The sequence below is a fragment of the Microbacterium sp. 05N427 genome (assembly GCF_056397105.1).
On sequence record NZ_JBFTMT010000001.1, the window covers coordinates 224,430 to 250,009 of the forward strand.

At 69.5% G+C, this 25,580-nt stretch carries 30 protein-coding genes; 17 read left to right on the forward strand and 13 right to left on the reverse strand.

Features of this window, described 5'->3' with window-relative positions; all coding sequences use genetic code 11:
* The first annotated feature begins 26 nt into the window (after window positions 1–26).
* The gene (locus AC1DG4_RS01095; protein ID WP_477377716.1) at window positions 27–1,067 is read left to right on the forward strand and encodes an NADP-dependent oxidoreductase; all 1,041 of its coding nucleotides are present in this window, start codon (window positions 27–29) and stop codon (window positions 1,065–1,067) included.
* 49 nt (window positions 1,068–1,116) lie between these two features.
* On the opposite strand, the gene AC1DG4_RS01100 is transcribed toward AC1DG4_RS01095, so the two are convergent.
* From AC1DG4_RS01100 to AC1DG4_RS01115, 4 genes are all read right to left on the reverse strand, one after another.
* Window positions 1,117–1,938 carry an alpha/beta fold hydrolase gene (locus tag AC1DG4_RS01100; RefSeq protein ID WP_477377714.1) on the reverse strand — a complete coding sequence of 274 codons (822 nt, stop codon included), beginning with the start codon at window positions 1,936–1,938 and terminating at the stop codon, window positions 1,117–1,119.
* A gap of 113 nt (window positions 1,939–2,051) precedes the next feature.
* Window positions 2,052–2,915 carry a helix-turn-helix transcriptional regulator gene (locus AC1DG4_RS01105; protein WP_477377712.1) on the reverse strand — a complete coding sequence of 288 codons (864 nt, stop codon included), beginning with the start codon at window positions 2,913–2,915 and terminating at the stop codon, window positions 2,052–2,054.
* An 86-nt stretch (window positions 2,916–3,001) separates the two neighbouring features.
* Window positions 3,002–3,874 (reverse strand): helix-turn-helix domain-containing protein, encoded by an 873-nt coding sequence (locus AC1DG4_RS01110; RefSeq protein WP_477377710.1) that lies wholly within the window; start codon window positions 3,872–3,874, stop codon window positions 3,002–3,004.
* A 147-nt stretch (window positions 3,875–4,021) separates the two neighbouring features.
* A complete protein-coding gene (locus AC1DG4_RS01115; protein ID WP_477420388.1) occupies window positions 4,022–4,675 on the reverse strand; it encodes a TetR family transcriptional regulator in 654 nt (217 codons plus the stop codon).
* Between the two features lie 67 nt (window positions 4,676–4,742).
* Between AC1DG4_RS01115 and AC1DG4_RS01120 the strand changes: the two genes are divergently transcribed.
* From AC1DG4_RS01120 to AC1DG4_RS01135, 4 genes are all read left to right on the forward strand, one after another.
* Window positions 4,743–6,146: a GH1 family beta-glucosidase gene (locus tag AC1DG4_RS01120; RefSeq protein ID WP_477421029.1), complete on the forward strand. Its 1,404-nt coding sequence runs from the start codon at window positions 4,743–4,745 to the stop codon at window positions 6,144–6,146.
* A gap of 44 nt (window positions 6,147–6,190) precedes the next feature.
* Window positions 6,191–7,519 (forward strand): MFS transporter, encoded by a 1,329-nt coding sequence (locus AC1DG4_RS01125; RefSeq protein WP_477377704.1) that lies wholly within the window; start codon window positions 6,191–6,193, stop codon window positions 7,517–7,519.
* Window positions 7,519–9,195, forward strand: coding sequence for an FAD-binding dehydrogenase (locus AC1DG4_RS01130; RefSeq protein ID WP_477377702.1), 1,677 nt, complete (start codon window positions 7,519–7,521; stop codon window positions 9,193–9,195). Before AC1DG4_RS01125 ends, AC1DG4_RS01130 begins: the two co-directional genes overlap by 1 nt.
* A gap of 113 nt (window positions 9,196–9,308) precedes the next feature.
* Window positions 9,309–10,265, forward strand: coding sequence for a Dyp-type peroxidase (locus AC1DG4_RS01135; protein WP_477377700.1), 957 nt, complete (start codon window positions 9,309–9,311; stop codon window positions 10,263–10,265).
* 7 nt (window positions 10,266–10,272) lie between these two features.
* Here AC1DG4_RS01135 and AC1DG4_RS01140 read toward each other — a convergent pair whose 3' ends face one another.
* Window positions 10,273–10,443, reverse strand: coding sequence for a hypothetical protein (locus tag AC1DG4_RS01140; protein WP_477377698.1), 171 nt, complete (start codon window positions 10,441–10,443; stop codon window positions 10,273–10,275).
* A 157-nt stretch (window positions 10,444–10,600) separates the two neighbouring features.
* On the opposite strand from AC1DG4_RS01140, the gene AC1DG4_RS01145 reads away from it, so the two are divergent.
* Window positions 10,601–11,068: a hemerythrin domain-containing protein gene (locus tag AC1DG4_RS01145; RefSeq protein ID WP_477377696.1), complete on the forward strand. Its 468-nt coding sequence runs from the start codon at window positions 10,601–10,603 to the stop codon at window positions 11,066–11,068.
* Window positions 11,069–11,077: 9 nt separating this feature from the next.
* Here AC1DG4_RS01145 and AC1DG4_RS01150 read toward each other — a convergent pair whose 3' ends face one another.
* Together AC1DG4_RS01150 and AC1DG4_RS01155 are read right to left on the reverse strand one after the other, a co-directional pair.
* Window positions 11,078–11,623, reverse strand: coding sequence for a putative immunity protein (locus AC1DG4_RS01150; protein WP_477377694.1), 546 nt, complete (start codon window positions 11,621–11,623; stop codon window positions 11,078–11,080).
* On the reverse strand, window positions 11,620–12,042 hold the full coding sequence (locus AC1DG4_RS01155; protein ID WP_477377692.1) for a DUF6194 family protein: 423 nt from the start codon (window positions 12,040–12,042) through the stop codon (window positions 11,620–11,622). Before AC1DG4_RS01155 ends, AC1DG4_RS01150 begins: the two co-directional genes overlap by 4 nt.
* A 118-nt stretch (window positions 12,043–12,160) precedes the next feature.
* Here AC1DG4_RS01155 and AC1DG4_RS01160 point away from each other — a divergent pair, with 118 nt between their 5' ends.
* The 3 genes from AC1DG4_RS01160 to AC1DG4_RS01170 all read left to right on the forward strand — a co-directional run bounded on the left by AC1DG4_RS01160 (window position 12,161) and on the right by AC1DG4_RS01170 (window position 14,489).
* A complete protein-coding gene (locus tag AC1DG4_RS01160) occupies window positions 12,161–12,871 on the forward strand; it encodes a MerR family transcriptional regulator (RefSeq protein WP_477377690.1) in 711 nt (236 codons plus the stop codon).
* 97 nt (window positions 12,872–12,968) lie between these two features.
* Complete coding sequence (locus tag AC1DG4_RS01165) at window positions 12,969–13,355, forward strand: YciI family protein (protein ID WP_477377688.1); 387 nt, start codon at window positions 12,969–12,971, stop codon at window positions 13,353–13,355.
* Between the two features lie 75 nt (window positions 13,356–13,430).
* Window positions 13,431–14,489 (forward strand): RNA polymerase sigma factor, encoded by a 1,059-nt coding sequence (locus AC1DG4_RS01170; protein ID WP_477377686.1) that lies wholly within the window; start codon window positions 13,431–13,433, stop codon window positions 14,487–14,489.
* A gap of 32 nt (window positions 14,490–14,521) precedes the next feature.
* Here the strand turns inward: AC1DG4_RS01170 and AC1DG4_RS01175 are convergent, their stop codons facing one another.
* From AC1DG4_RS01175 to AC1DG4_RS01190, 4 genes are all read right to left on the reverse strand, one after another.
* Entirely contained in the window at window positions 14,522–15,154 is a 633-nt protein-coding gene (locus AC1DG4_RS01175; RefSeq protein WP_477420412.1) for a DUF4328 domain-containing protein, read from the reverse strand.
* Window positions 15,155–15,394: 240 nt separating this feature from the next.
* On the reverse strand, window positions 15,395–16,030 hold the full coding sequence (locus tag AC1DG4_RS01180) for a response regulator (RefSeq protein WP_477377682.1): 636 nt from the start codon (window positions 16,028–16,030) through the stop codon (window positions 15,395–15,397).
* Entirely contained in the window at window positions 16,027–17,136 is a 1,110-nt protein-coding gene (locus AC1DG4_RS01185; protein WP_477378067.1) for a sensor histidine kinase, read from the reverse strand. Before AC1DG4_RS01185 ends, AC1DG4_RS01180 begins: the two co-directional genes overlap by 4 nt.
* A gap of 12 nt (window positions 17,137–17,148) precedes the next feature.
* Window positions 17,149–17,583, reverse strand: coding sequence for a hypothetical protein (locus tag AC1DG4_RS01190; protein ID WP_477377680.1), 435 nt, complete (start codon window positions 17,581–17,583; stop codon window positions 17,149–17,151).
* Window positions 17,584–17,882: 299 nt separating this feature from the next.
* Here AC1DG4_RS01190 and AC1DG4_RS01195 point away from each other — a divergent pair, with 299 nt between their 5' ends.
* Together AC1DG4_RS01195 and AC1DG4_RS01200 are read left to right on the forward strand one after the other, a co-directional pair.
* Window positions 17,883–18,089 carry an antitoxin MazE-like protein gene (locus AC1DG4_RS01195; RefSeq protein ID WP_477377677.1) on the forward strand — a complete coding sequence of 69 codons (207 nt, stop codon included), beginning with the start codon at window positions 17,883–17,885 and terminating at the stop codon, window positions 18,087–18,089.
* Window positions 18,086–18,412, forward strand: a complete 327-nt coding sequence (locus AC1DG4_RS01200; protein WP_477377675.1) for a type II toxin-antitoxin system PemK/MazF family toxin — start codon at window positions 18,086–18,088, stop codon at window positions 18,410–18,412. Before AC1DG4_RS01195 ends, AC1DG4_RS01200 begins: the two co-directional genes overlap by 4 nt.
* A gap of 61 nt (window positions 18,413–18,473) precedes the next feature.
* Here AC1DG4_RS01200 and AC1DG4_RS01205 read toward each other — a convergent pair whose 3' ends face one another.
* Window positions 18,474–18,695, reverse strand: coding sequence for an RNA-binding S4 domain-containing protein (locus AC1DG4_RS01205; protein ID WP_477377673.1), 222 nt, complete (start codon window positions 18,693–18,695; stop codon window positions 18,474–18,476).
* Complete coding sequence (locus AC1DG4_RS01210) at window positions 18,683–19,090, reverse strand: cupin domain-containing protein (protein WP_477377671.1); 408 nt, start codon at window positions 19,088–19,090, stop codon at window positions 18,683–18,685. The genes AC1DG4_RS01205 and AC1DG4_RS01210 overlap by 13 nt, the downstream gene beginning before the upstream one ends.
* 282 nt (window positions 19,091–19,372) lie before the next feature.
* On the opposite strand from AC1DG4_RS01210, the gene AC1DG4_RS01215 reads away from it, so the two are divergent.
* The 6 genes from AC1DG4_RS01215 to AC1DG4_RS01240 are packed head-to-tail and all read left to right on the forward strand — an operon-like array spanning window position 19,373 to window position 25,580.
* Window positions 19,373–20,542 (forward strand): ABC transporter substrate-binding protein, encoded by a 1,170-nt coding sequence (locus AC1DG4_RS01215; protein ID WP_477377670.1) that lies wholly within the window; start codon window positions 19,373–19,375, stop codon window positions 20,540–20,542.
* A 9-nt stretch (window positions 20,543–20,551) separates the two neighbouring features.
* Window positions 20,552–22,354: an ABC transporter permease gene (locus AC1DG4_RS01220; RefSeq protein ID WP_477377669.1), complete on the forward strand. Its 1,803-nt coding sequence runs from the start codon at window positions 20,552–20,554 to the stop codon at window positions 22,352–22,354.
* Window positions 22,351–23,226: an ABC transporter ATP-binding protein gene (locus AC1DG4_RS01225; RefSeq protein ID WP_477377667.1), complete on the forward strand. Its 876-nt coding sequence runs from the start codon at window positions 22,351–22,353 to the stop codon at window positions 23,224–23,226. Before AC1DG4_RS01220 ends, AC1DG4_RS01225 begins: the two co-directional genes overlap by 4 nt.
* Window positions 23,223–23,948, forward strand: coding sequence for an ABC transporter ATP-binding protein (locus tag AC1DG4_RS01230; protein WP_477377665.1), 726 nt, complete (start codon window positions 23,223–23,225; stop codon window positions 23,946–23,948). The genes AC1DG4_RS01225 and AC1DG4_RS01230 overlap by 4 nt, the downstream gene beginning before the upstream one ends.
* Entirely contained in the window at window positions 23,945–25,000 is a 1,056-nt protein-coding gene (locus AC1DG4_RS01235; RefSeq protein ID WP_477377663.1) for a putative FMN-dependent luciferase-like monooxygenase, read from the forward strand. Before AC1DG4_RS01230 ends, AC1DG4_RS01235 begins: the two co-directional genes overlap by 4 nt.
* Window positions 24,993–25,580 carry a CMD domain protein gene (locus tag AC1DG4_RS01240; protein ID WP_477377661.1) on the forward strand — a complete coding sequence of 196 codons (588 nt, stop codon included), beginning with the start codon at window positions 24,993–24,995 and terminating at the stop codon, window positions 25,578–25,580. The genes AC1DG4_RS01235 and AC1DG4_RS01240 overlap by 8 nt, the downstream gene beginning before the upstream one ends.

Below are 25,580 nucleotides of genomic sequence, written 5' to 3' on the forward strand. Positions count from 1 at the left end.
CACTCAATCCCTCACAAAGGAGTTCCATGTCCACTGCCCGAAGCACCCAGATCCAGCTCGCGAAGCGTCCCGTCGGGTGGCCGACGCCTGCCGACTTCCAGACCGCGGAGGTGACGTACGGGGCGCCCGCCGCGGGCGAGGTACGCGTGCGCAACGAGTTCGTCTCCGTCGACCCGTACATGCGCGGCCGCATGAACGACGTGCGCAGCTACGTTCCGCCGTTCGCTCTCGGTGAGACGATCGCAGGCGGTGCGATCGGCCGGGTCGTCGAGTCGAACGCTCCTGAGCTGCCGGTCGGCGCCCTGGTGCTGCACCAGCACGGCTGGGCCGACATCGTTCAGGCCGACGCATCCACTTTCCGCACGATGCCTGAGGCGCAGGGAGTCCCGGCGTCACTGCGCCTGCACATCCTCGGGATGACCGGGCTCACCGCGTACGTCGGGCTCACCGCGATCGCGGGACTGAAGCCGGGCGACACCGTGTTCGTCTCCGGTGCCGCCGGCGCGGTGGGCACAGCCGTCGGACAGATCGCGAAGCTCCTCGGCGCCGGACGCGTCATCGGCTCGGCGGGCACGCCGGAGAAGGTCGCCCTGCTGACGGAGAAGTACGGCTACGACGTCGCCTTCAACTACAAGGATGGCGACGTGCGCGGCCAGCTCGCAGCCGCCGCACCCGAGGGCATCGACGTGTTCTTCGACAACGTGGGCGGGGATCACCTCGAGGCTGCGCTCGACGCGTTCAACGACGGCGGCCGGGCGGCGCTGTGCGGCGCGATCGCCGGCTACAACACCACTGATCGTGCTCCGGGACCGGACAATCTGGCCAACATCATCACCCGGGCCCTGACCCTCAAGGGGTTCACCCTCGCGACCTATCTCGGCCTCGCGCCCGAGTTCCAGGAGAAGATGGCGGCGTGGTTCGCCGCAGGGGAGATCGCCTACGACGAGACGATCGTCGACGGCATCGAGAACACTGTCGACGCCTTCCTCGACATGATGCGCGGGGCGAACACGGGCAAGATGCTCGTGCGCGTCGCAGCGGCGGAGGCCCCGGTGGCCAACGGCTGAGCGCGCCGGACGGAGCGGCGGGGGTCTTAGGACCCCCGCCGCTGCCGCGTCACTCCGCGAAGAACGCGAGGATGTCGTCGTCCAGGGCGACCTGGTAGTCGCCCCAGATCCCGTGGGAGGCGCCGGCGTACACCTTGAGCGTGCCCTGCGAGACCAGCGAGATCGCCTTCTCCGCCGCAGCGGCGATGGGGACGATCTGGTCGTCGTCGCCGTGGGCGAGGAGGATCGGGACGTCGAGAGCCTCGAGATCCTTGGTGAAGTCGGTCTCGGAGAAGACCTTCACGCAGTCGTACGCGGCGTTGAGGCCGGCCATCATGCCCTGGCGCTGGAAGTCGTCGACGAGGCCCTGCGAACGCTTCTCCGGCTGGTGGTTGAAGCCGAAGAAGGACTCGGCGAGGTCCTTGTAGAACTGCGAGCGGTCGTTGAGCACGCCCTCGCGGATGCCGTCGAACACCTCCAGCGGGGTGCCCTCGGGATTCGTCGCGGACTGAAGCATGATCGGCGGGACCGCTCCGGCCGTCGCGACCTTGGACACGCGGCCGGCGCCACGGGTGGCCGCGTAGCGGACGACTTCTCCGCCGCCCGTCGAGTGCCCGACGAGCAGGATGTCCTGCAGATCCAGCTGCTCGGCCAGCGAGGCCAGATCGGCCACGTAGGTGTCCATGTCGTTGCCGCGGTAGGTGCGCGATGAGCGGCCGTGGCCGCGGCGGTCGTGCGCGATGGCGCGGTACCCGGCATCGGCGAAGATCTTCATTTCCTTCTGCCAGGCGTCCGAGTTCAGCGGCCAGCCGTGGCTGAAGATGACGGGACGGCCCTCGCCGAGCTCGGTGTAGTAGATCTCGGTGCCGTCGGGCGTGGTGATGTAGGGCATCGTGTGTCCTTTCCTGGGGGAGGGGCGCGGCTCGGGACGGCGACGAGGTCGCCGCGCGGCCGCGACACACACGCTATGCCGCTCGCGGGCGGGGGAGAGAGGCCCGCGTAGTACTACCCTCCGATGCGCGCCGCGCGCGCCGCCGGGTTCCCGGGCGTCGGATCCGTCGTGAGCGGCACCGCTGCGGCGAGGCCGGCGAAGAGCGTCTCCGCGATCCCTCCGGGAGGCGCGGAGAGCACCGTGAGCTGATAGCCGGGTTGGCTCCGCACGGCGAAGTTGTGCGCGTCGATGGCGACGTCGCCGAAACCCTCGATGGCGATGTGGAAGGTCGTGTCCTCAGGGCCCGAGACGTCGTGCCGCCTCCAGATGCGGGCGAAGTCCGGGTCGGCAGAGAGCAGCTCCACCAGTTCGGCCAGCCGTGGCGAATCCGGATCCGCATCCCGGCGCAGGGTGGCGACGGCGGAGCGGGCCATCGCCTCCCACTCCACGAGGGTGCTCTTCATGCGTGCGTTGAAGAGGGCCACCACCTGGTTGGCTCCGATCGCGAGCCCGCCATGGCCCAGCGCGGCGGCCAGGGCGTTGGTGGCGACGATGTCCCGATGCGGGTCGGAGATGTAGGCCGGCGTGCGGTACCAGCGCGACAACGTGCGGGCGAGCCGTTCGGCGACACCGGGATCGGGGGTGTCCTGGCGGTGGGGCTGGCCTGCGATGAGGCGGTGCATGTGCGCGATCGCGTCGTCGTCGAGGCGGAGCGCGCGGGCGAGTGACGAGAGGACCTGCTCGGACGGGCGGCCGATGCGTCCCTGCTCGATGCGCAGGTAGTACTCGGCGCTGATGCCGGCGAGTTCCGCGACCTCCTGACGGCGGAGCCCGGTGACGCGCCGTCCCTGCTGCCTGATGAGTCCGACGTCCTCGGGGTGGGTGACGTTGCGCCGAGCCCGGATGTACACACCCAGGGTGTTGCGAGAAGAGTTCACGGACTTCCTAGCGACGTAGTTCGAATCCCATTCTCGTACACGGCGGCAGGTATCGGCTCGTCCGAGGACGCGGCGGAGCGCAGGACTCAGTGGGCCTTGTGCTTGCGCACCTCTCGCGGGGACGGCAGGCCCGCCAGGGCGAACGCGCGACGCAGAGCCGCTCCGTCACGGAAGCCTGAATGCGCGGCGATCTCGTCCATGCCGAGACGTGCGCACTCGGGGTTGCCCATCAGCTCACGGGCCAGGTCGACGCGCAGCCCGCGCAACTCTCCGGCCGGGGAGCTTTGCTGGGTTGCGAACAGCCGCTGCAACTGCCGCACCGACACATGCATCTCACGCGCCAGCGCGGCGACATCGAAGTCGCGATCGGAGCGGCGCATGAGCATGAGTGTGCGAGCTCGATCGATTCCCCACTGCTCCTTGCGCTCCGCCTGCATGCGCGGCGCGGCCTCGACGAGGACCCCGAAGACCATCTCCGCGATCAGCCGTTCCAGGACGTGGTCGGTGTACAGCGTCTGTTCGGACGGCGGGGCGAAAAGCGACGACAGGAACGCGCGCATTCCGCGTCCGAGTGCACTCACCCCGATGCGCTCGCCCGGTGCGTGCATGCCGGTTTCGATCTCCTTCAGTGCGCTCCACGGCACCCACGCGCACACGACGATCGACGGGGTCGTGAACGCGATCCGGGTGCTGCGATGCGGATGAAAGAAGTACATCGTCCCGGGGAGGGCCTCGTGCTCGGTGCCGTCGGCGCTCCTGATCAGGAGCGGCGCGACGGGGAGCAGCAACGCCGCCAACTCCTCGCCATCCGCCGGCTGCGGGCTCCAGCACCATTCAGAGCCCGCGGCGACAGCGTGCCGCGTCGCCAGCACGCTGCGACATCGCAGCACGGCGAGGGGATACTCCCCGTCTTTCCCGAACAGGCGCATGACCTCGCCGACGTTGTTGGCAATCCCCATTGCCGACCTCCCCATACACCCTGTCGTCATGCAGGAATGAACTGACTTAGTGTATGGCCAGTTGAATGGGCATGCATGGAGAGGGCGCGCGGCGTGCCGTTCGCCCTGGCCGTCGTCCTCCGTCGCGTTCGCGGACCGGGCCGCCTCTCAGCGGGACAGGGCGCGGCTGAGAAGCGCGGTGAAGTTCTTGAAGTGTGCGGCCATGTCGAAGTCCGGATCGACGAGCCACTGTGTCTCGAGACCCTCGAAGGCGGTGACCACCATCGTGCCGATGTCGTCCGGATTCACATCCGGGCGGATCGTGCCGTTGCTGATGCTGCGACGGACCGAGGCCGCGACGAGCTTCCGCACCCGCTGATGTCTCGTGCGCGCCCAGTCGGCGGCAAGAGTCTCGGATCCGGCGGGATCGAGGGCACTCAGGTGGGTGAGCCTGACGTTATCCGGACCGTCCGCGTTGGCCTGTGCGACCTTCTCGGCGATCTGCAGAGCCGCCGCGAAATCGATGTCCGGGTAGGACGGGGAGTCCGGGTCGATCTCATTGAGATCGTCCGGAAGGGAGACGCCCGGGGGAAGCCAGGCCTGAAGCTGATCGTGACTCTGGCGTTCGAAGACGGCGGCGAGCAGCTGGTGCTTGGAGCCGAAATGATGCAGCAATCCCGGACGGGACACGCCTGCCTCTCGTGCGATCTCCTCGAGAGTCGTCGCGTGTATTCCCCGACGCGCGAACGCCACGCGAGCGGCGCCCACGATGCGGCGGCGCGTCTCCGTGCCTGAGCGTTCTCCCCGTGCGGTTGTTGCCACGATGCCAACGATACCGAGGAGTGGAAGCTTGGCTCGCGAGCTGGCTGACTTTGTGTATGGTTAGCTCATGATGAAGCGAGCGGCGATGGCGGCGATCATGGGTGAGGCTCTCGTCCGAGAAGACTTCGGTGATGCGTTCCGATGGGGTGTGGCGACCGCTGCGTTCCAGATCGAGGGCGGAGTGCGGGACGGCGGGCGCGGCCCGAGCGCGTGGGACGTCTTCAGCCATCAACCGGGGCGGGTCCGCAACGGAGACACGGCTGATGTCGCGTGCGATCACTTCCATCGGTTCCCCGAGGACGTCGCACTGATGCGCGAGCTGGGCGTGACTGACTACCGGCTCTCGTTCGCCTGGTCGAGGATCCAGCCGGACGACTCCGGCGTCGTGAACCGAGCCGGTCTGGACTTCTACGAGAAGCTCGTGGACGGGCTGCTCGAAGCGGGTATCGCGCCGGTGCCGACGCTCTTCCACTGGGATACGCCGCAATGGATCGAGGAGGCCGGAGGGTGGCGGAACCGTGCGATCGCGGACCGTTTCGCCGAGTACGCGGCCGTGATGGCCGAGACGTTCGGGGATCGCATCGATCGCTGGATGACGCTGAACGAGCCCAGCGCGCTGACGTTCCTCGGATACGGCGTCGGCCTGCACGCGCCGGGCCAGCGGATCGGATTGGCCGCCGTCGATGTCGCGGCCAATCAGCTTCTCGCGCACGGTCGCGGCGTACAGGCGCTGCGCGCCGCGCGCGGTGGGCTCGAAGTGGGCATCGCAATGGCTCACTCGCCGATCTGGGCTGCGGCTGACGATGACGCGTCGCGTCGCGGCGCCGCTTACTACGACGCACTGCACAACCGGCTGTTCTCCGATCCGCTCCTGATCGGGAACTGGCCCGAGGAGCTCGGGGATCTTCTTGCGCATCGGGGGGACGACCTCTCCACGATCTTCCAGAAGCTCGACTGGTATGGCGTGAACTACTACCACCCGACGACCGTGGGTGCGCCGGGTCTGTCAGACCGCATCCCCCACGGCGATGCGCCGCTGCCGGAGGGGCTGCCGTTCTCCGTGCTCCCCACGGAAGCGGAGGCGTACAGTGACTTCGGCTGGCCGGTGGTCCCGGAGGGACTCACGCAGCTCCTCACCGATCTCAAGGTTCGCTACGGCGATGCTCTTCCCCCCGTCTACATCACGGAGAACGGGACCTCGTCGGGCGTGGGGCCGTCCGAGAGCGGTGTCGTCGACGATCGCGGACGCGTCGAGTTCTTGAGGTCCCATCTGGCCGCCCTGCGCCAGGCTCAGCGCGAGGGCGTAGACGTGGGCGGCTACTTCCATTGGTCCCTGCTGGACAACTTCGAATGGGCCGAAGGCTATGCGCAGCGGTTCGGACTCGTGCACGTCGACTTCGACACGCTCGTCCGCACACCGAAGAGCAGTTACCGCTGGTATCAGCAGTTCCTGCGATCCGACGCCGTCTGACGCATCAGACACACTCCGATCGCTCACGCAACGAGGAAGTTGCCATGATCTCCACTCCCCGGCCGGGGGCGGATCCGTCCGCTCCTCCCGTCCACCTGGATCTCGACGCGCCGACCGGCGTGGCAGCTGTTCCCGGCGGCGCCGCTGATGGCGCCGCCGGGATCCGCGGTCCCCTGCGACGGCTGCTCGTCTCCCTGCCCACGGCGAACTTCGTCATCAATCTCGTCTGGGGCGCTGTGCCCTCGGTGCTCCTGGCGTTGCAGGTCCAGCGACTGGGGGAGGTCGACAAGGTCGCGCATCTCGCGTTGATCACGACGGTCGGCGGCATGGTATCGCTGCTGTCGCAGCCGATCGCCGGGGTGCTGTCCGACCACACGCGAAGCAGATTCGGGAAGCGCACGCCCTGGATCGTCCTCGGCGCCCTTGTCGGCGGTCTATCTCTGATCGGGATGTCCGCGGCCGACACGCTCGCACAGCTCGCCGTCGGTTGGGTCTGCATCATCATCGGATTCAACTTCGCGCAGGGTCCGCTCAGCGCCGTTCTGCCCGACCGGGTCCCCAGAGCAGTACGAGGGGTGTTCGCGGCCGGCGTCGGGATGGGCATGATGCTCGGGTCCATGGGCGGGCAGATCTTCGGTTCGGCGATGTCCGCGAACATCCCGCTCGCGTACTGGCTCCTCGCGGGCGTCGCGCTGCTCGGGATCGGCGTGTTCGTCGCCGTGAACCGGGAGCAGTCGACCGCGTCCGAGCAACGGCGTCCGCTCGCTCTGCGGAGGTTGCTGGGAACGTTCTGGGTGAACCCGGTCCGGCATCCGGACTTCGCGTGGGCCTTCACGGGTCGCCTGATGATGTACACGGGCTACAACGTCGTGTTCGGCTACAAGCTCTACGTGCTGCAGGACTACATCGGGCTGGGCGCCGACGCCGTGAGAGTCCTCCCGGTCCTGGGAGCTCTGGCCATTGCCGGGCTCCTGTCGACCACGATGATCGCCGGGCGGCTGTCCGACCGGGTCGGGCGGCGGAAGATCTTCGTGATCGTCTCCGGCCTCGTGGTGGCCGGTGCGCTGCTCATCCCGCTGTTCGTGCCCACGACGCTCGGGATGCTCCTCATGGCCGGAATCGGCGGGATGGGCTACGGATGCTTCCAGGCCGTCGACACGGCGTTGATCACCGAGGTGCTGCCCGACAAGGAAAGCTTCGGGAAGGACATCGGTGTCGTCAACATGGCCGCCACTCTCCCTCAGATCCTCGCGCCTTCTCTCGCGGCGATGGTCGTCGTTCTGAGCGGCGGCTACGAGATGCTCTTCCCCCTCGGCGCACTCTGCGCGGCGGCTGCGGTGATCCCCGTTTCGCGCGTCAAGGGGGTCCGCTGATGGACGCGGACGTGATCGTGGTCGGAGCGGGGCTGTCCGGTCTCGTCGTGGCGGATGAACTGGCCCGGGCCCGGAAGCGCGTGATCCTCCTGGACCAGGAGAACCTGAGGAACCTCGGTGGGCAGGCGTTCTGGTCCTTCGGTGGTCTCTTCCTCGTGGACAGCCCTGAGCAACGCCGGCTCGGTATCCGAGACTCCGCGGACCTCGCTTGGCAGGACTGGACGGGAAGCGCCGCCTGGGATCGAGTCGATGGGGATCACGCCCAGGACCGCTGGGCACGCGAATGGGGGCGAGCCTTCGTCGAGTTCGCCGCAGGCGGCATGAGGTCGTTCATCCGCTCTCGTGGGATCTCTCTTACCCCGATGGTCGGATGGGCGGAGAGAGGCAGCCTGAGGGCCGCGGGTCACGGCAACTCCGTGCCCCGCTTCCATGTGCCCTGGGGCACGGGAACCGGCGTGAGCGAGCCCTTCGCCCGCCGCGCCCGGCGGGCGGCGAACCAGGGCCTCCTGACGCTGAAGAATCGTCACCGCGTCGACGAGCTCATCGTCCACGACGGAGCCTGCGTCGGTGTCGCCGGCAGCACTCTGGTGCACGATGCCGCAGCGCGCGGGGCGAGATCCTCCCGCGCCGTCACCGGGACGTTCCGCCTCACCGCTCAAGCCGTGGTGATCGCCACCGGAGGCATCGGCGCCAACCATGATCTCGTCCGCGAGTACTGGCCACCGTCGATGGGAGCCCCGCCCCGGTCGATGATCACAGGGGTGCCCGCGTACGTCGACGGCCGCATGCACTCCATCGCGGAGGAAGCCGGTGCCCGCATCGTCAACAAGGACCGCATGTGGCACTACACCGAGGGCGTGCGCAACTTCGACCCGATCTGGCCCGACCACGGGATCAGAATCCTCCCCGGCCCATCGTCCGTGTGGCTCGACGCCATCGGGCGAAGGCTGCCGAATCCCGCGCTCCCGGGGTACGACACCCTCGCCACGCTCCGTCACCTGCGCACCGAACCGCTGATCGCCGAATACGACCATTCGTGGTTCATCGCCACCAGGCGCATCCTCGCCAAGGAGTTCGCGCTCTCAGGATCCGAGCAGAATCCGGATATCACCTCCCGCAGCCTGCTCCGTCTCGCAGCGAGCCGACTGGGCTCGAGGCCGCCCGGACCGGTCCAGGCGTTCCTGGATCGCGGCGAGGACTTCGTCACGGCGCCGAGCGTCGATGAGCTGGTCGGCCATATGAACAGGCTCACGCGGACGCCGCTGCTGGAATCCTCCGCCGTCGCCGAGGTGATCGCCCAGCGCGACTCCCAGCTGGCCAATCCGTTCTCGAAAGATGCGCAGGTCATGGGGATGCGCAATGCCCGCAAGTACCGGGGCGATCGCCTGACCAGAGTCGCTGCGCCGCACCGGATCCTCGATCCGAAGGCGGGACCTCTCGTCGCAGTCAAACTCCACACGATCACCCGCAAGACGCTCGGGGGACTGCAGACCGATCTGAACGGTCAAGTGCTCGGAAACCACGGGCGTCTGATCGGCGGGCTCTTCGCCGTTGGCGAAGCGGCGGGATTCGGGGGCGGCGGCGCTCACGGCTACAACGCCCTGGAAGGAACTTTCCTTGGAGGCTGCCTGTTCACGGGTCTCACCACCGGTCGACACCTCAGCCGCGCCCTGTGACGCTTCGTGCGATCGACTGCGGGAGCCGAAACAGGCGACCCGCGCTTGATGCGGACTCGTGCCCATGACAGGCTGACCGTGCGCCGCGAACGCGCGCGGAGGGGACAGATCCAGTGGTCACGCAGCAGGTCGTCGCCCCGCCCGCCCGCGCCGCCCTCTTCCTCGTGCTCACGGTGCGCGAAGGCGGCGAGGAAGTGGTCCGTGATCTGCTCGCGGATCTGTCCGGGATCACCCGTTCGGTGTCGTTCCGCACGCCCACTGACCACCTCGACACCGTGCTCGGCATCGGTGCGCTGCTCTGGGACCGGATGTTCGGCTCGCCGCGACCGAAGGCGCTGCATCCGTTCGAGGCGCTGCACGGCCCGCGCCACATCGCTCCCGCAACGCCGGGGGATCTGTTGCTGCACGTGCGCGCGCACCACATGGACGTCTGTTTCGAAGTGTGCCGCCAGGTCGTGGCCCGCCTCCGTGGCCACGCTGACGTCGTCGACGAGACGCACGGGTTCAAGTACTTCGATGAGCGCGATCTGCTCGGTTTCGTCGACGGCACGGAGAATCCGGAGGGATCCGCGGCTGCGGCGGCGGTGCTCGTCGGCGACGAGGATCCGGACTTCGCCGGCGGCAGCTACGTCATCGTGCAGAAGTACACGCACGATCTGTCGTCATGGAGTGAACTCTCCGTGCACGAGCAGGAGCGGGTGATCGGGCGCAGCAAGCTCGAGGACATCGAGATGCCCGATGCCGTGAAGCCGATCGACTCGCACGTGCACCTCAACACGATCGTCGACCCGGACGGCACCGAACGCCAGATCCTGCGCAGCAACATGCCCTTCGGCGAGCTCGGCAGTGATCTGTTCGGCACCTACTTCATCGGCTACGCGGCGGATCCGGATGTGATCGAGCGGATGCTCCGGAACATGTTCCTCGGCGATCCGCCCGGCAACACCGACCGGATCCTGGACTTCTCCACCGCGCGCACCGGATCGCTCTTCTTCGTGCCCACGGTCGACTTCCTCGACGATGTGCCGCCGGGGTCGGCGCCGGCGCCGGGGTCTGCGGCCTCCGGCTGAGCGGGTCCTACTTCCGGATGTCGCCGCTGTCCGGCTCCTCCTGCTGTTCGAGCGCCTCGTCGGGCTCGAACGAGGCGTCATCCGTCTCGCTCTCCTCGACCGCGGCGGCCGCCTGCTCCTTCGCCTCCGCGAGTGCCGCTTCCTCGCGCTTCTCCTCGCGTCGTTTCTCTCCGAACATCGCATCTCCTCTGCGTCCGGTGGCTTGGCTGTCACCCTACGCCCGCGGTCGGGCTACACTGCCCGGAGCGTCGCGTGCCGGTGGCAGACCGTGTCAGGCATGGAGGCGCCGGATTGAAGGAGCGTGACGATGCGCTCGTCCCACTCTTCGCTGTCGCGTGACTGAGCGCGAGACGACCAGGCTGATCGCCTGGAGCAACGAACTTCGCCAGGCGCACGCGCGGCTGCGGGAGGCCCTTCGCGTCGTGCGCGACGGCATGCGTTCAGCGGATCCGCAGACGCCGGGTCGCGACCTGCTCCTGTACTGCCGCGGGTTCTGCACGGCCCTCGACCAGCACCACCGGGGTGAGGACCGTGCCCTCTTCCCGGCGATCGAGGCCGCGCATCCGGGGCTGGCCCCTGTGCTGCGAACGCTCACGGAGGATCACGCGATGATCGACGTGCTGCTCACGGCGCTCGCTGCCGCCGCGGCGAGCGGGGCTCCTCCGGATGATCTCGACCGCCACCTCGACGGCGTCGGAGCGATCATGGAGAACCACTTCGCCTACGAGGAGCGTCAGCTGCTCGAAGTCCTGGAGATGCTTGCACTCGACGCGGATCCGTCGGACGTGCTCGGAAGGCTTTGAGTCACGCGCTCAGCCGAGGGGCGCCTGGAGTGCGCGGATGATCGACCCGAGCTCGCCGGCGGCGAGCAACCCCTGCCCGAGCGGGCCTGCACGGTCCGATCCGACGGGAGGGAGCCGACGCAGAGCCTCGGCGACCTCCTCGGACATTCGGTCGCGCTGCCAGGCGAGCTCCGCCTCGATCGCCGCCGCCCGATCCTCGGCGGCGCCGGCCGCGCCGGCCGCGCGTGCGGCGTAGGCCGCAGCTCCCAGGGCATGCGCTCCCATGTGCGCGACGCCGGCTGCCTGCGCGGCGGCGCGGGCGGCGGAAACCGCCCCGGAGGAGGACGCGGACTGTGCGGCCCGGCCGGCGACGAACCGGCGCCTGATCTCGCCCGCCGCGTCGAGCTCGCCGCGGGAGAAGGCGCGCGCCCGGGCGATCGCGTCGTGAGGGCGAGCGTCGTCCGGCGCCTCCGCCTCGAAGAGCGGCAGCACATGCTCGGCGCAGGTCGCGGCCCACTCCGCGACGAGCCGCCGGTCCTCCTCGGACAACGTCTGCGCGGAGAGCGCCCGGGTCATCGCCCACCCCGATCGCGGCGCTCGGTGCGGGCGCGTGCGGCCTCGTGCGCCTCGCGCAGCAGCGCGAGAACCCGCTCCGCGGTCCGGGATCCTGGGTTCACCACGCTCACCCACCCCGCGTCGCCGTACTGCGGGTGCCGCGCGAGGGCGTCAGCCGCGGCCGGATCCTCTCCGAGCGGAAGCTGCGCGGCCCGCTCCCGGCCGACATGGATGTTGAGCCGGAAGCGATCGGGCGCATCCAGCGCAGAGGCCCGGTCGTCGGGATAATCCTTCGTGACGATCGTGCCGTAGGGCTGGGTGCGCTCCGGCACGGCGCCGTCGGGCGCGTAGTAGAAGAACGCGTCGCCCCACGCGATCTCCGGGAAAGGGCCTCCGGCTTCCGGGGGCGAGGACGAGGACACCGTCGAACGTCCTGACATGATCCACGATCTGCTGCATCTCCATCCCTCCATCGTGAGGTTGACGTGCTTATGTGGACTCATGCGGCTAGAAGAGCTGGAATCATCAGGATTGCGTGCTCCCAACCCTCCAGAGGTCTTGTCCACCGCGGACGTCGCACGGCTTGCCGGCTACTCCGCGCAGCAGGTCCGAGATCTCGAGCGCCTCGGCGTCCTCCCGCCCGCACTACGCGCCGCCAACGGCTATCGCCGCTACGACGCCCGTCACGTGATTGCGGCCCGTGCGTATCGCGCGCTGGCCGCGGCGATCGGTCCGGTCGCGGCGCGGACCGTCCTGCCGGCCCTCACGGCCGGTCCGATCGAGGACGCGGCCTCCCGCATCGACCAGCTGCACGCCGACATCGCCCTCGAGCGACGCAGGGTGCACGACGCGCTCCACGGCCTGGACACCGTGCTGGCCGAGGCAGCGGAGGAGTTCGACGACCGCGACGCCATGACGATCGGCGTGCTCGCGCAGGCCCTCGGCGTGCGGGCCTCCGCGCTCCGGCACTGGGAGCGAGAGGAACTCGTCCGCACGTCCCGATCCGAGGGGTCGGGTGCCCGTATCTACGGCGCGCTCGCCGTGACCGAGGCAAGGACGGCGGCGGCCCTCCGTGCCGGCGGATACGGGATCCCTGCGATCCGGACCATCCTCCAGGAGGTGCGCGCGCACGGCGACCCCGGCGACGCGCAGCGGATCCTGCAGCAGCGGCTCGCGGAGCTCACCCGCCGCAGCATCGCACTCCTCGCCGCATCGGGGCTGCTGCACGATCTCCTGGAATCGATGCCGGCCGAGACGCGCGGGGAGTGATTCTCGCCCTCCCGATCCGCGGCGCCGTGGAGGAGGATGTCGATCGGCGGATCCTTCGATCGTCACCATGATGTCGATACCTAGGAAAGGACGGATCATGCGTTACACGCTTCTACTGCAGTACCCCGAGATGAGCGCCGAGGACCTCGGGCCGGAGGTGCTCGCCGAGGGCATGCGCGCCTTCGACGTCTATGCCAAGGCCCTGGACGAGGCGGGCATCCTGCGCAGCGCCGAAGTGCTGCACCCGTCGACCGCGACCACGACCGTGCGGGTGCGCGAGGGGCAGCCCGTCGTCCAGGACGGGCCCTTCGCCGACACCAAGGAGCAACTCGGCGGCAGCTTCGTGATCGAGGTGGACGACCTCGACGCCGCGATCGCGTGGGCGACGAAGGCGCCGTCGGTGGCGTGGGGCGCGGTGGAGGTGCGTCCCGTCGCCACACGTTTCGCGGACGGCGCGTGGCAGGGTGCCTCGCCGGTCCAGTAGGCGCCTCAGGGCCGCGACGTCCATCGCCGCGCACCCGCGGAAGATCCGCCGGATCCGAGAACGCCAGGAGGCGACATGAGTACGGCTGAGGAGGCGCGGACGGCCGCCGAGCGCGCGGTCCGCACCTCCTACGGCCGGCTCGTGGCGCTCCTCGTGGCCGGAAGCCGGGATCTCGCGCTCGCCGAGGACTGCCTCGCGGACGCCCTCGAGCGCGCCCTGCGCACCTGGCCCGATACCGGCGTGCCGGACAACCCGGAAGGATGGCTGCTCACCGTGGCCCGCAACAGATTGCGCGACGTGTGGGGCTCCGCGGCACGCCGCTCGAGTGCCCCGCTCGACGACGCGCGCGGGGACGAGGCGGATGCCGGCATCGACGTCGCCGCCCTCGTGGAGCGGGGCGAGGCGATCCCGGATCGGCGCTTGGAACTGCTCTTCGCGTGCGCGCACCCGGCGATCGACCAGAGCATCCGCACGCCGCTCATGTTGCAGGCCGTGCTCGGGTTCGACGCCGCCCAGGTGGCGCGCGCCTTCGACGTCGAGCCCTCGGCCATGGCGCAGCGCCTCGTGCGGGCCAAGCGCAAGATCCGCGACGCCGGGATCCCCTTCGCCCTTCCCGGGCGCGCCGATATGCCGGCCCGCACCGCGGCCGTGCTCGAGGCGATCTACGGCGCCTACGCTCTGGACTGGCTGGACCGGCACGACGATGTGCGCACGTCGCTCGCCGATGAGGCGCGCTGGCTCGCCGTGCTCACCGCCACCCTGCTCGACACGGACCCGGAGGCGTGGGGGCTGGCGGCCTTGCTCACGCTCGCCCAGTCCCGGGCGCCCGCTCGCATCGGCGATCCCTGGCCCGCGCTGGACGAACAGGACCCGGCCCTGTGGGACCGCGATCTCATCGCGGAGGGCGAGGCGCTGCTGCACCGGGCGGCGCGGCTGAGCGGCGTCGGCGAGGGACGGGAACCGGGGCGGTTCCAGCTCGAGGCGGCGATCCAATCCGTGCACTGCGACAGGGTCCGCACGGGAGTGACGGACCGGGCCGCCCTGCTGCGGCTCTATCGCGCACTCGTGCGGATCGCCCCGACGCGCGGTGCACGAGACGCGCTCGCGGCGGTCGAGGGGAGCCGGGAAGACTAGAGCGGCCGGTCGGGAGGGGGCGGAGTGCTCGCTCAGCGTCGCTTCGGGTCGATGGCATCGGTGATGCGCGCGACGATGATCCAGGCGAACACCGCGGCTCCGACCACGAGCAGGTCGCCCAGCATGGAACCCGCCAGGGCACCGGTCAGCCCGGGAATCGTCTTCGCCGCCGACGCGACCTGACCTGCGATCCCGGTCACCAGATTGGCCGCAATCCAGAGCGTCCACCAGGTGCCCCTCACCCCGCCGGTCAGCTCCGCACGGCTACTGCGCGCGAGGTCGGAGATGTTCTGGAACGGGAAGAACAAAGACACGACCGGGACGAACCAGGATGAAGCGTGCCAGCCGGGCCGGCGGCGCAGACTGCCCGGCGGGACGGACACGGCGGCTCGGTACTGCCAGATGGCCCAGCAGATCCCGGCCGCGATCAGCACGCCGGCGGAGACGAAGCTGAGAGGAACGGAGATCCCGTCGTACACGTTGAGCGCTTCCGCTCCGACCGATCCGCTGCTGTACGCATCGAGCGTCATGATGCCCCAGCCATCGGTGAGCACGGTCACCAGCGACAGGACCGCATACACCGCGATCAGGATGCGGGTCGCCGCGCCGATGCTGCGCAGCGGGCGGACGGTGGTCGCCGCCGGCATCCAGATTCCCGGTTGCATCACCGGCGCGACGGGATAAGAGACCGGGGCGCCGGGGTGCGCGGCCTGAGCACCCGGGTGCGCGTACCCGTCGGCGCCGTACGGAATCGACGGCGGTGGCGGCGGAAAAGCGGGAGCGCCGTACTGAGGCTCCGGCTGAGGGACGGCGGGAGGCTGGGGGTCGCTCATAGGGTCCTCGCGTTCGACGGCGATCGAGATACTGCCGAACGCTATCAGTCGCCTGCGGTCCCGATGAGGTGGTCAGCGCGTCGTGTCCAAAAGCCCGCGCCGGAACCCCTCGGCCACCGCCGAGGCTCGATCGCCGACGCCGAGCTTGGCGTAGATGCTGAGCAGGTGCGTCTTGACCGTGCCCTCGCTCACGTGCAGGCGGTCTCCGGCGGCGCGATTGGTCGCGCCATCGGCGACGAGGCCCAGGATCTCGAGCTCGCGCGGAGTGAGCAGGCTCGCCTCCGGGGTGCGCACGCGGCCGACAAGACGCGACGCGACTTCGGGCGAGAGCACCGTCTTCCCGGCTGCCGCCCCGCGGATCGCCGCCAGCAGCTCATCGCGGGAGGCGTCCTTGAGCAGATACCCGGTGGCGCCGGCCGCGATCGCAGGGAGCACGTCGGCGTCCGCGTCGAACGTGGTCAGCACCACCACCCGGCTGGCGATGCCGCGGCGGGCGAACTCCCGCAGCGCCGCCACGCCGTCCATCCGCGGCATCCGCAGATCCATGAGCACGACATCGGGCGCGAGCACTTCGGCCAGCGCGATCGCCTCGGCACCGTCCGAGGCCTCGCCGACGACCTCGATGCCCTCTGCGGATCCGACCATGCCGACGATGCCGTCCCGTACGACCGGGTGATCGTCGACGACGAGCAGGGTGAGCGCGCTCATGCCGGCACCTCCGCCCGCACCACGGTGCCGCGCCCTGGGCGGGCCTCGACGATGAGACTGCCGGCGGACGACTCCAGCCGCTCGCGCATCGCGATGAGCCCGTAGCCGCCGGATCCCGCCGCGGTGTTCTGCAGGCGCTCGACGGCGTCGAAGCCGCGCCCGTCGTCCCGCACCTCGAGGTGAACCCCGGCAGGATCCGTCCGAAGCGCGATCGTCACCCTGGTCGCCGCGGCGTGCTTCTCGACGTTGGCGAGCGACTCCTGCACCATGCGCAGCAGCGCGACCTCGGTCTCGGTCGGCAGCGGGCGCGCCGTGCCGGTCACCGTCACGGCCGCGGGGACGCCGGTGCGCTCCGACCACGAGCGCGCGACGCCGGAGAGGGCATCGGCGAGCGAGGTGTGCTCGAGCGCGGTGGGTCGCAGCGCCTGCACCGAACGGCGCGCCTCTGCGAGTCCGTCGCGGGCCAGAGCGAGCGCGGATGCGGTGTGGCGGCGGCGGATCGCCTCATCGGAGGCCTGCTCGGCCGCCTGCAGCTGCGTGATGATGCCCGTGAAGCCCTGGGCGAGCGTGTCGTGGATCTCCCGGGCGAGCCGGGCGCGCTCGTCCTGCACGGCGGTGCGGTGCAGATTCTGCTCGGCCCGATGGAGGCCGAAGGACAGCCCGCACATCACGACGACGTTCAGCAGGATCACCGCGATCGTCCCCGCGACGCCGGCCGGATCCGCACGGAACGCGGAGCTCTGCGCGAGGCCGGCGACGACCGCGGTCCCCGCGACAGGGAGCAGCTCCCACGGCCAGTCCACGAGCGAGTAGGCGAACGAGAACGTCGCGATCGCGAGGAACCCGAACGTGCCCTCGCGGAGCACGAGCAGGAGGTTGAGAGCGATCGCACCGGTCAGGAACACCGCGATCGCGGCGGACCGATCACGCCAGCGGAACGGCAGGGTGCGCATCACGAGGACCCACAGCCCGTAGGCCGAGCAAAGCGCCAGCGTCGGACCCAGCTGGGACCATCGGCCCCACTGCACGGGCACCACGAACGCGACCAGCAGCCCCAGCACGACGTACGGGGTGATCGCGAGCACGCTCCGCCAGCGCGAGTCCATCACGGCCCGACCCTACGCCGTCTTCGGGAAATGAGCGCCCATGCGGGGCAGGTTCACCAGGATCGCGACCGGGAGTACGAGCAGCCCGCAGACCGCCTGTTCGAGGCGCACCCAGTCGGGGAGGAATCCGGGGATGGAGACGATCACGACGACCGCGGCGACGATGATCGGGCTCACGATCCGCAGGCGCACCCAGGCGCCGCGGGATCCACGGGCGGCGGAGACCGCGATCGCCAGCACGACGATCGCGCTTGCGAGCACGAGGGAGCAGCGGATCCAGATCGCGGTGTCGACGTCGACCCGGGCGGCGCTCGCGATGCCGAGGTAGGCGATCATGGCGGCGCTGACGGCGACGAAGGCCGCGCTGAAGAGGACCACGGGACGGAAGGCTGCGCGGCGGGCGGTCTCGAGGGTGCGGCCGGCGGGGAGGGGGAGTGTTTTGTTCATGTCTCCAGCGTCCTCAGGCGCGGTACCCAGGGGATCCACCGATCGGTCAGGGTCGGGCACCGATCGGTGGTGGCCAAGGCATGTCTTCGTCGCGAGAACGGATGGTTCCGCACAGATCGCGAAATCCGCCCGTTGCACACCAAGGGCGTGAATCACGTCCTCACGCGCGCGTCGGTCGCGGACTATGGGCTCATGTCAATGCGCCAGCAGTCGATGTCATCGTTCGCAGCCCGACGTGCGGTATCGAGATGATGGCCAAGGCATTGCCCCGACCTCCGTTACATGTAACGATGGGCGACATGGGCGTCAACGAGCGGGTGGGTGAGTATCGGCGACGAATGCGAGAGCGTGGCTTCCGTCCGATACAGGTGTGGGTGCCCGACGTCCGTAGTGCGTCGTTCGCGACGGAGGCGCGACGCCAAGCCGCGCTGACCGCGAGCGCGGCATCGGCGACGGAGGACCAGGCCTTCATCGAAGCGGTGTCGGTCGACTGGGATGACGAATGATCCGCGGCGAGCTCTGGACGGTCGCCGGCGGTGTGTACGCGTCGAAGCCTCGACCGGCGCTGATCCTCCAAGATGATCTGTTCGCCGGCACGGCGTCCGTGACCGTGCTGCCGTTGACCGGCGCCCTGATCGATGCCCCGCTGCTGAGGGTCCGCATCCGCCCGGGCGAACTCTCCGGCCTGACGAAGGAGAGCGACGTGATGATCGACAAGGCCACAACCGTGCGACGTCAGAATGTCGATGCGCGGATCGGGCGGCTGTCCGCTGATCAGATCACCGAGGTCGAGCGGCTGCTCATGGTGTTCCTCGGGATGGCGCGCTGAGATCCGCGAGCACCGCGAGCAGACTCCGGGCCCTTCGACAGGCTCAGGGACCGGGGCGGGGTCAGGGACGGACGCGCACCGTGCGTCCGTCGTACGTCACGAGATCGCCATGAGCGAGCTGGCGTCCGCGGCGGCGGTCCACCTCGCCGTTCACGCGCACGTACCCGTCGATGATCGCCTCCTTGGCGTCGCCGCCCGAGTCGAGCAGCCCCGCGAACTTCAGGAACTGTCCGAGCCGGATGCTCTCGCCCCCGATGGAGACGTCGTCGCTCACGCTGACCATGGGAACGTCCGCTCCTTGTCGAGTTCGCCATCGCGCCCGATCGCGGCGAGGCTGTCGCCGCCTCCGCGCAGGCACAGCCACTTCAGCGGGCGATCAGCGTCGGCGGCGCTGTGCACGGCCCGCCAGGTCTCGGGTGCGACGCGCACCACGGTGCCGGCCTGCACGTCGACCACGTTGTCGTCGAGCGCCATCTGCCCGCGCCCGTCGAGGAACACGTAGAGCTCCTCGAAACGGTCGTGCCGGTGCCAGAAGGGCGAGCTCGCGCCCGGATCCGTCGCGTTCGCCGACATGCCGAGGTATCGGGCCGCCTCCCCGTCGACGAACCTCTTCCCGGTCCCCTCCGCGACACCCCAGGTGTCGATCCCGCCGATCTCGCTCACGTCGTAGCCACTCATGCCGCCACGCTATCCCAGCGTTCTTCCGCGGGCGAAGCGTACTCGCGGGGAGACCGGTAGGGATCCGGTCGGCCCTGATCTCTGCCGCGCGTCGTCACACAAGGCTCTCTGTGTCGTCACGCGGCGTCGAAAAGCGACACAGAACGGCAGCCGATACCGCGTCCGTGTGAGTGTGGGCACACGCCCGCGGCTGCCCGTTCCGCCGGCGCATTCCGGGCGTCGTACACAGCGCGTCGTCCGGACCGCACCGACCCGCGGTGCGACGACCCGAAGGAGGCCCCCGTGGCAAAGAACACTCGACGCATCGCGCTCGCCGGGCTCATGGCGGCGACCGCAGCTCTCGCGCTCGCCGGATGCAGCCTCTCCGCGTCCGCGAACGGGCCCTCGGGCGGATCCTCGGCCGGCAGCACCGTCTATTTCGGCGTCTCCGCCGCGCAGACCGGCCAGTACGCGCAGTACGGCGAGCAGTTCAAGAAGGCCTTCGACCTCGCCGTCGAGGAGGTCAACAAGGACGGCGGCATCGACGGTCACCCGGTCGCCCTCAAGTACGAGGACTCGCAGTCCGACCCCAAGCAGTCGGTGACCGTCGCGCAGAAGTTCGTGAACGACCCGCAGATCTCACTCGTGTTCGGCGACTACTCCTCTGCGGCGTCGATCCCGGCGTCTCCGATCTACTCCTCGGCGAAGCTGCTGCAGTACGGCTTCAACAACTCCAACCCCGACTTCACGGCGAAGGGCACCGAGTACCAGTGGTCGAGCGCCATCACCACGAGCGCGAGCTACACCTGGACCGCCGACTACATCAAGAAGCAGGGCGTCGACTCGATCGGCGTGACCTACTTGAACACGGCCGACTGGGGTATCCCCGCCTTCCAGGCGTTCAAGGCCGAAGCCGACAAGATCGGCCTGAAGATCACCGACGCCGAGGCGATCGACCCGACCTCCGACGACTACCGCCCGTCGCTGACCAAGGCGGTCGCCGGCAGCCCGAAGGCGTTCGCGCATATCGGTTACGGGCCGGACGCCGCCAAGCTCGTCACGCAGCTGCGTGCGATCGGCTTCACGGGCACGTTCTACGGCGGCCAGGATGAGCAGTCCTTCGACGCCACACCCGATGCGGCGGGCTCGGTGATCGGCACCGAGTTCGTGGCGACCGGCTCCGCGCCGGAGGTGCAGTCGTTCGTGAAGGCCTTCAAGAAGAAGTACCCCGAGGAGAAGGAAGTCACCCTCTTCGAGGCCGGCGCCTACGACGCCCTGCACGTCGCCGTCGCTGCGGCGAAGAAGGGCGGAACCGACCGCGCCGGGATCCTCAAGGGCTTCCAGGAGATCAAGGACGTTCCGAGCGTCGTCTACGGCAAGCTCTCGTTCGATCCGGAGACCCGCCGCCCGGCCTCTCCGCAACTCACCCCCACCGTGCTGAAGGACGGCGCCTGGGTCGCCATCGAAGGCTGACGCCCCTCCATGCTCGACACTCTGATCGCCGGCCTGCTCCGAGGGAACGTCTACGCCCTCGGAGCGGTCGGCATCTCGCTCGTCTTCGGCGTCATGAACGTCGTCAACTTCGCGCAATTCTCGTTCTTCGGACTCGGCGCGATGTTGGCGTGGTTCTTCGTCGTGCAGCTGCAGCAGCCGTTCTGGATCGCGCTCCCGCTCGTGCTCGCCATCTGCGCGGTGCTGGGCCTCGTGATCAATATCGCGGTCGTCCGTCCGCTCGCCAAGTTCCTGCCGCTCGCCGCGATGCTCTCCACCTATGCGGTCGCCCAGATCCTGGACAACGGATCCCAGCTCGCGTTCTCCGCGCAGTTCCGGTCCTTCCCGCAGGTGCTGCCCACCTCGAACCTGCACCTCGGGAACATGCGGTTCGGCACCTCGGATCTGGTGATGCTGGGTGTCACGGCCGTCGTCATGATCGCGATGTCGCTGTTCCTCAAGTACGGCCGCACGGGGCGCGCGATCCGCGCCACCGCGCAGGATCAGGAAGCCGCCCTGCAGATGGGCATTCCGGTGGGCTCGGTGCAGAACATCTCGTTCGTGATCGCATCCGGCCTCGGCGGTCTCGCCGGCATCTTCTTCTCGCTCTACATCGGAGTGGTGAATCCGGTCTCCGGCCTGAACATCGGGATGACGGCGTTCGTCGCGGCCGCGCTCGGCGGGCTCGGTTCGCTGGTCGGGGCGGTCGTCGGCGGATTCCTGCTGGGGATCCTGGAGGCGTTCGGGATCTACTGGCTCGGCGACGCCGCCCGGCAGATCATCGTCTTCGTCGTGCTCCTGGCGGTGCTCATCGTGCGGCCCGGGGGCCTGCTGGGCAAGGTGCCGCTGATCTCCACCGAGCCGCTCACCGGCACGTTCCTCGGCAGGGGGCGTCCGCTGCGCATACCGCGGTGGGTGTGGGCCGCCGCCTTCGTCGTGCTCGGTGTGCTCGTGCCGATCCTCGCCGACACCTACGTACTCACGACGGGCACTCAGGTGCTCGTCTATGCGATCATCGCCGCGGGCTTCACCGTCACCGCAGGGCAGGCGGGCGTGCTGGCGCTCGGTCAGGCAGGGCCCATCGCGATCGGCGCCTACCTGTCGGCACTGCTGAGCGTGCACCTGCACCTGTCCTTCTGGATCGCGCTGCCGATCGCGGGCATCGGCGCCGCCGTGATCGCCTCGATCCTCGCCTCGCCGATCTGGGGGGTGAAGGGGCACTACATCTCGATCGCCACGCTCGGACTCGGCATCGCGATCGTGGCCGTGATCCAGCTGCTCGTGCCGCAGGGCGTGTACGGGATCCCCGTGCCGTCGATCGCCGGCATCGAGCTGAACACTCCGCTCGCCTACTACCTGATCGACTTCGTGGTGCTGGTGCTCACGCTCCTCGTGATGTGGCGGATCCGCGGCTCGCATCTCGGCAAGGTGATCTCCTCCGTCGGATCCGACGAGGTCGCCGCGCTGGCCTCCGGCGTGCGAGTGCGCGACTACAAGGCGCTCGCGTTCGCGATCTCCGCGTTCTTCGCCGGCATCGGCGGTTCCCTGCTCGCGCATCAGTACACCTACATAGACACCACGATGTTCACCATGCTGATGTCGCTGCTCGTGGTCACGATCGTGATCCTCGGCGGTGTCGGCCTGCCCTACGGAGCGGTCGTGGGCTCGATCGTGCTGATCGGCGCGATGGAGCTGCTGCGCTTCACCCCCGAATGGCGGATCATCGTCTACGGCCTCGTGCTCATCCTCGTCGTGCGCTTCCGGCCCGGCGGCGTCCTGGTGAGGAACTCATGACCGCTCTGCTCGCCGTGAAGGACCTGGAGCGCCATTTCGAGGGCGTCCGCGCCGTCGACGGCGTCACGTTCCAGGTGCAGCCGCACGAGGTCGTCTCGATCATCGGACCCAACGGATCGGGCAAGACCACCACGCTCAACCTCGTGACCGGCACGATCCCGACGCACGGAGGGACGATCGTGCTGGATGGCACCCGCATCGACCATGCCGGCACGGTCGACATCGCCGAGCACGGGATCGCGCGCACGTTCCAGAACGGCCGGGTGTTCGCCACGCTCTCGGTCGCCGACAACATCGAGGTCGGGATCCACTCGCAGCTGCATGCGCACCGACCGTTCCGCCGGCTCTCGCACGTGTTCCTGCTGCGCTGGATCCCGCTGCTCGCCGAGCTGTTCGTCGCGATCTTCGGCACCCCCGCCGCGCGCCGGGAGCGCACGGAGATCGACGCGGTCATCGACCTCGAGGTCGACCGGTTCGAGGCGCGGCTCGGGCCGCGGCGCAACGATCCGGCGTACACGCTGAGCTACGCGAACCGGCGGCGCACCGAGATCGCACGCGCGCTCGCACTGCAGCCGAAGCTCCTCGTGCTGGACGAGCCGACCGCGGGCATGAACCAGTCCGAGACCGCCGAGGTGCTCGCCCAGTTGCTCGAGGTGAAGGCCGCGGGGCAGGCGATCCTCCTGGTGGAGCACAAGCTCGACCTCGTGATGACCGTCTCCGACCGGGTGATCGTCATGGACGGCGGCCGGATCATCGCGGAGGGGGATCCGCAGACGGTCCGCAACGACCCCGCCGTGATCGAGGCGTATCTCGGGCGACGGCGGGAGACCGGGTCGACCGGGGCCGACGCCGCGGAGGAGGGATCCGCATGACAGCGCTGCTGACTCTGGACGCGGTGGACGTCTTCTACGGTCCGTTCCACGCCTTGCGCGGGGTGTCGATCGAGGTCGGTGAGGGCGAGATCGTCTCGCTCCTGGGCGGCAACGCCTCGGGCAAGTCGACCACGATGAAGTCGATCCTGGGGTTGAACAGGGTCAAAGCGGGACGTATCGCGTTCGCAGGTGACGACATCACGCACCGCTCCACGGCCCGCCGGGTGCGGGCCGGGATCGCCAGTGTTCCAGAGGCCCGCCGGGTGTTCCCGCAGATGACCGTCGATGAGAACCTCTATGCCGGGGCGTACACGCGCCGAGATCGGGCCGGGATCGCCGAGGATATCGAGCGGATGCGCGAGCACTTCCCGCGCCTCGCCGAGCGTCGGCGGCAGGAGGCCGGCACGCTCTCCGGCGGCGAGCAGCAGATGCTCGCATTCGCCAGGGCGCTGATGAGCCGTCCCCGGCTGATCTGCATGGACGAGCCCACGATGGGGCTCTCGCCCAAGCTCGTCGACCAGGTGCTCGACGAGATCGCGCGGCTCAACCGCGAGCTCGGCGTGGCCGTGCTGCTCGTCGAGCAGCAGGCCGAACTCGCCCTGTCCATCGCCTCCCGCGGCTACGTCCTGGCGACGGGCGAGATCGTCGCCGTCGGGTCGGCGCAGGAGCTTCTGCACGACCCCCGCATTCAAGAGGCCTACCTCGGAAGGAGCGGCTCATGACCGCAGGAAACCCCCGACTCGGATTCTTCACCCGAGTGCTCGACGACGCACCGCCCGCCGAGCGCTACCGACTCGCACTCGAACAGATCCGCACCGCCGAGCGCCTCGGCTTCGACTCCGCCTGGGTGGCGCAGCACCACTTCCACGAGGACGAGGGAGGGCTTCCCTCGCCGCTGGTCTTCCTCGCGCACGCCGCCGCGCAGACCAGTGACATCGTGCTCGGCACGAGCATCGTGACCCTCCCGCTCGAGGAGCCGCTGCGCGTGGCGGAGGACGCCGCGGTGCTGTCGCTGCTGAGCGGAGGCCGCTTCGAGCTGGGTGTCGGCAGCGGTGGCACGCCGAGTTCGTTCCCGCCGTTCGGCCACGACCCCAAAGAGCGCGGCGCGATCTACGCCCGGCACCTGACGAGGCTCCGATCCGCCCTCCGCGGCGACGAGCTCACCGCCGACGGCGGCCGCCTCCACCCGCCGGCTCCGCAGCTGCTCGACACCCTCTGGCAGGCCACGTTCTCGCCCGAGGGCGCCTCTCGGATCGGAGCGGCCGGATCCGGGCTCATGCTGTCCAAGTCGCAGCCGCATACGGCCGGATCCGGTGTCACGGCGCTCGCCGACACGCAGCGCCTCGTCATCGACGCATATGAGGCGGCTCTGCCGGCCGACGTCACGCCGCGCACCTTCGTGTCACGCGGCCTCGTCGTGGTCGACGATGCGGCGGACGCCGCGCGGCTGATCCGGCGCGGCATCGAGCGCTCGCTGCCCTCGGCCCGCGCGCTGGGCATCTCGGTGCCGGAGGGCGCCGGCGACGAGGAACTGCGGATCCTGTTCGACCTGCACGTCGGCACCCCGGAGCAGATCGTCGACGAGCTCTCGCAGGACCACGTGCTCACCTCGGCCACGGACATCGTGTTCCAGACGCATCCCGTCGATCCGCCGCACGACGTGCTGCTGCGCTCGCTCGAACTCATCGCCACGCGGGTCGCCCCGGCGCTCGGCTGGAGCCGGGCCGGATCCGCTCCCTTCGCCCCGCACCTCGCAGAGGAGACCCATGTCTGATCTCATCGACGCTCTCGTCGGCATCGCCCCGGGCAGTGCGCTCGACGCGCTGCGCGCCAAGCGGCCCGTCGCACGCAGCGATGCGCAGGCGACCTACGACGGTCTCATCACGCATCCCACCGACCTCACCCGGGCGACCGCGGTGGAGCGCACCGCCCTCGGGTACTGGGTGGCCGCCCTCAGCCGCGCGGACGGCCTGGCCGGCCACTACCGGGTGCTGCTCGACGCCGCCGATCCCGGTCTGCGCGCGGCGATCGACGCGGCGCTGTCCGGCGCGCTGACCACCGGTCCGTACGGGGCGTATCCGGAGGGGCCGTTGAGCGCAGAGGACGAGGACGGTCCGCACTGGACCGCGCCGGACGCCCTGCGCGGCGCCGCGGGGGAGCGGCTCGCCGCGGCCCTCGAGCACGCGCATCTGCTGACCTACCGCCCGCGCGATGCGAGCCCGGACGCGCTGCAGGCACTGCTCGACGCCGGCTGGAGCACGGACGGCGTCGTCACGGTGTCGCAGCTCGTCTCGTTCACCCAGTTCCAGCTCCGCGTGATCGCGGGACTCGGCGTCCTCAAGGAGGCGATCTGA

Bases quoted from the DNA above. Each gene is read 5' to 3' on its own strand.
- AC1DG4_RS01095 (WP_477377716.1), top strand. From the start codon at position 27: ATGTCCACTGCCCGAAGCACCCAGATCCAGCTCGCGAAGCGTCCCGTC.
- AC1DG4_RS01100 (WP_477377714.1), bottom strand. From the start codon at position 1,938: ATGCCCTACATCACCACGCCCGACGGCACCGAGATCTACTACACCGAG.
- AC1DG4_RS01110 (WP_477377710.1), bottom strand. From the start codon at position 3,874: ATGGGGATTGCCAACAACGTCGGCGAGGTCATGCGCCTGTTCGGGAAA.
- AC1DG4_RS01120 (WP_477421029.1), top strand. From the start codon at position 4,743: ATGATGAAGCGAGCGGCGATGGCGGCGATCATGGGTGAGGCTCTCGTC.
- AC1DG4_RS01125 (WP_477377704.1), top strand. From the start codon at position 6,191: ATGATCTCCACTCCCCGGCCGGGGGCGGATCCGTCCGCTCCTCCCGTC.
- AC1DG4_RS01130 (WP_477377702.1), top strand. From the start codon at position 7,519: ATGGACGCGGACGTGATCGTGGTCGGAGCGGGGCTGTCCGGTCTCGTC.
- AC1DG4_RS01140 (WP_477377698.1), bottom strand. From the start codon at position 10,443: ATGTTCGGAGAGAAACGACGCGAGGAGAAGCGCGAGGAAGCGGCACTC.
- AC1DG4_RS01150 (WP_477377694.1), bottom strand. From the start codon at position 11,623: ATGACCCGGGCGCTCTCCGCGCAGACGTTGTCCGAGGAGGACCGGCGG.
- AC1DG4_RS01155 (WP_477377692.1), bottom strand. From the start codon at position 12,042: ATGTCAGGACGTTCGACGGTGTCCTCGTCCTCGCCCCCGGAAGCCGGA.
- AC1DG4_RS01165 (WP_477377688.1), top strand. From the start codon at position 12,969: ATGCGTTACACGCTTCTACTGCAGTACCCCGAGATGAGCGCCGAGGAC.
- AC1DG4_RS01170 (WP_477377686.1), top strand. From the start codon at position 13,431: ATGAGTACGGCTGAGGAGGCGCGGACGGCCGCCGAGCGCGCGGTCCGC.
- AC1DG4_RS01175 (WP_477420412.1), bottom strand. From the start codon at position 15,154: ATGCAACCGGGAATCTGGATGCCGGCGGCGACCACCGTCCGCCCGCTG.
- AC1DG4_RS01180 (WP_477377682.1), bottom strand. From the start codon at position 16,030: ATGAGCGCGCTCACCCTGCTCGTCGTCGACGATCACCCGGTCGTACGG.
- AC1DG4_RS01185 (WP_477378067.1), bottom strand. From the start codon at position 17,136: ATGGACTCGCGCTGGCGGAGCGTGCTCGCGATCACCCCGTACGTCGTG.
- AC1DG4_RS01190 (WP_477377680.1), bottom strand. From the start codon at position 17,583: ATGAACAAAACACTCCCCCTCCCCGCCGGCCGCACCCTCGAGACCGCC.
- AC1DG4_RS01195 (WP_477377677.1), top strand. From the start codon at position 17,883: ATGGGCGTCAACGAGCGGGTGGGTGAGTATCGGCGACGAATGCGAGAG.
- AC1DG4_RS01200 (WP_477377675.1), top strand. From the start codon at position 18,086: ATGATCCGCGGCGAGCTCTGGACGGTCGCCGGCGGTGTGTACGCGTCG.
- AC1DG4_RS01205 (WP_477377673.1), bottom strand. From the start codon at position 18,695: ATGGTCAGCGTGAGCGACGACGTCTCCATCGGGGGCGAGAGCATCCGG.
- AC1DG4_RS01210 (WP_477377671.1), bottom strand. From the start codon at position 19,090: ATGAGTGGCTACGACGTGAGCGAGATCGGCGGGATCGACACCTGGGGT.
- AC1DG4_RS01220 (WP_477377669.1), top strand. From the start codon at position 20,552: ATGCTCGACACTCTGATCGCCGGCCTGCTCCGAGGGAACGTCTACGCC.
- AC1DG4_RS01225 (WP_477377667.1), top strand. From the start codon at position 22,351: ATGACCGCTCTGCTCGCCGTGAAGGACCTGGAGCGCCATTTCGAGGGC.
- AC1DG4_RS01230 (WP_477377665.1), top strand. From the start codon at position 23,223: ATGACAGCGCTGCTGACTCTGGACGCGGTGGACGTCTTCTACGGTCCG.
- AC1DG4_RS01235 (WP_477377663.1), top strand. From the start codon at position 23,945: ATGACCGCAGGAAACCCCCGACTCGGATTCTTCACCCGAGTGCTCGAC.
- AC1DG4_RS01240 (WP_477377661.1), top strand. From the start codon at position 24,993: ATGTCTGATCTCATCGACGCTCTCGTCGGCATCGCCCCGGGCAGTGCG.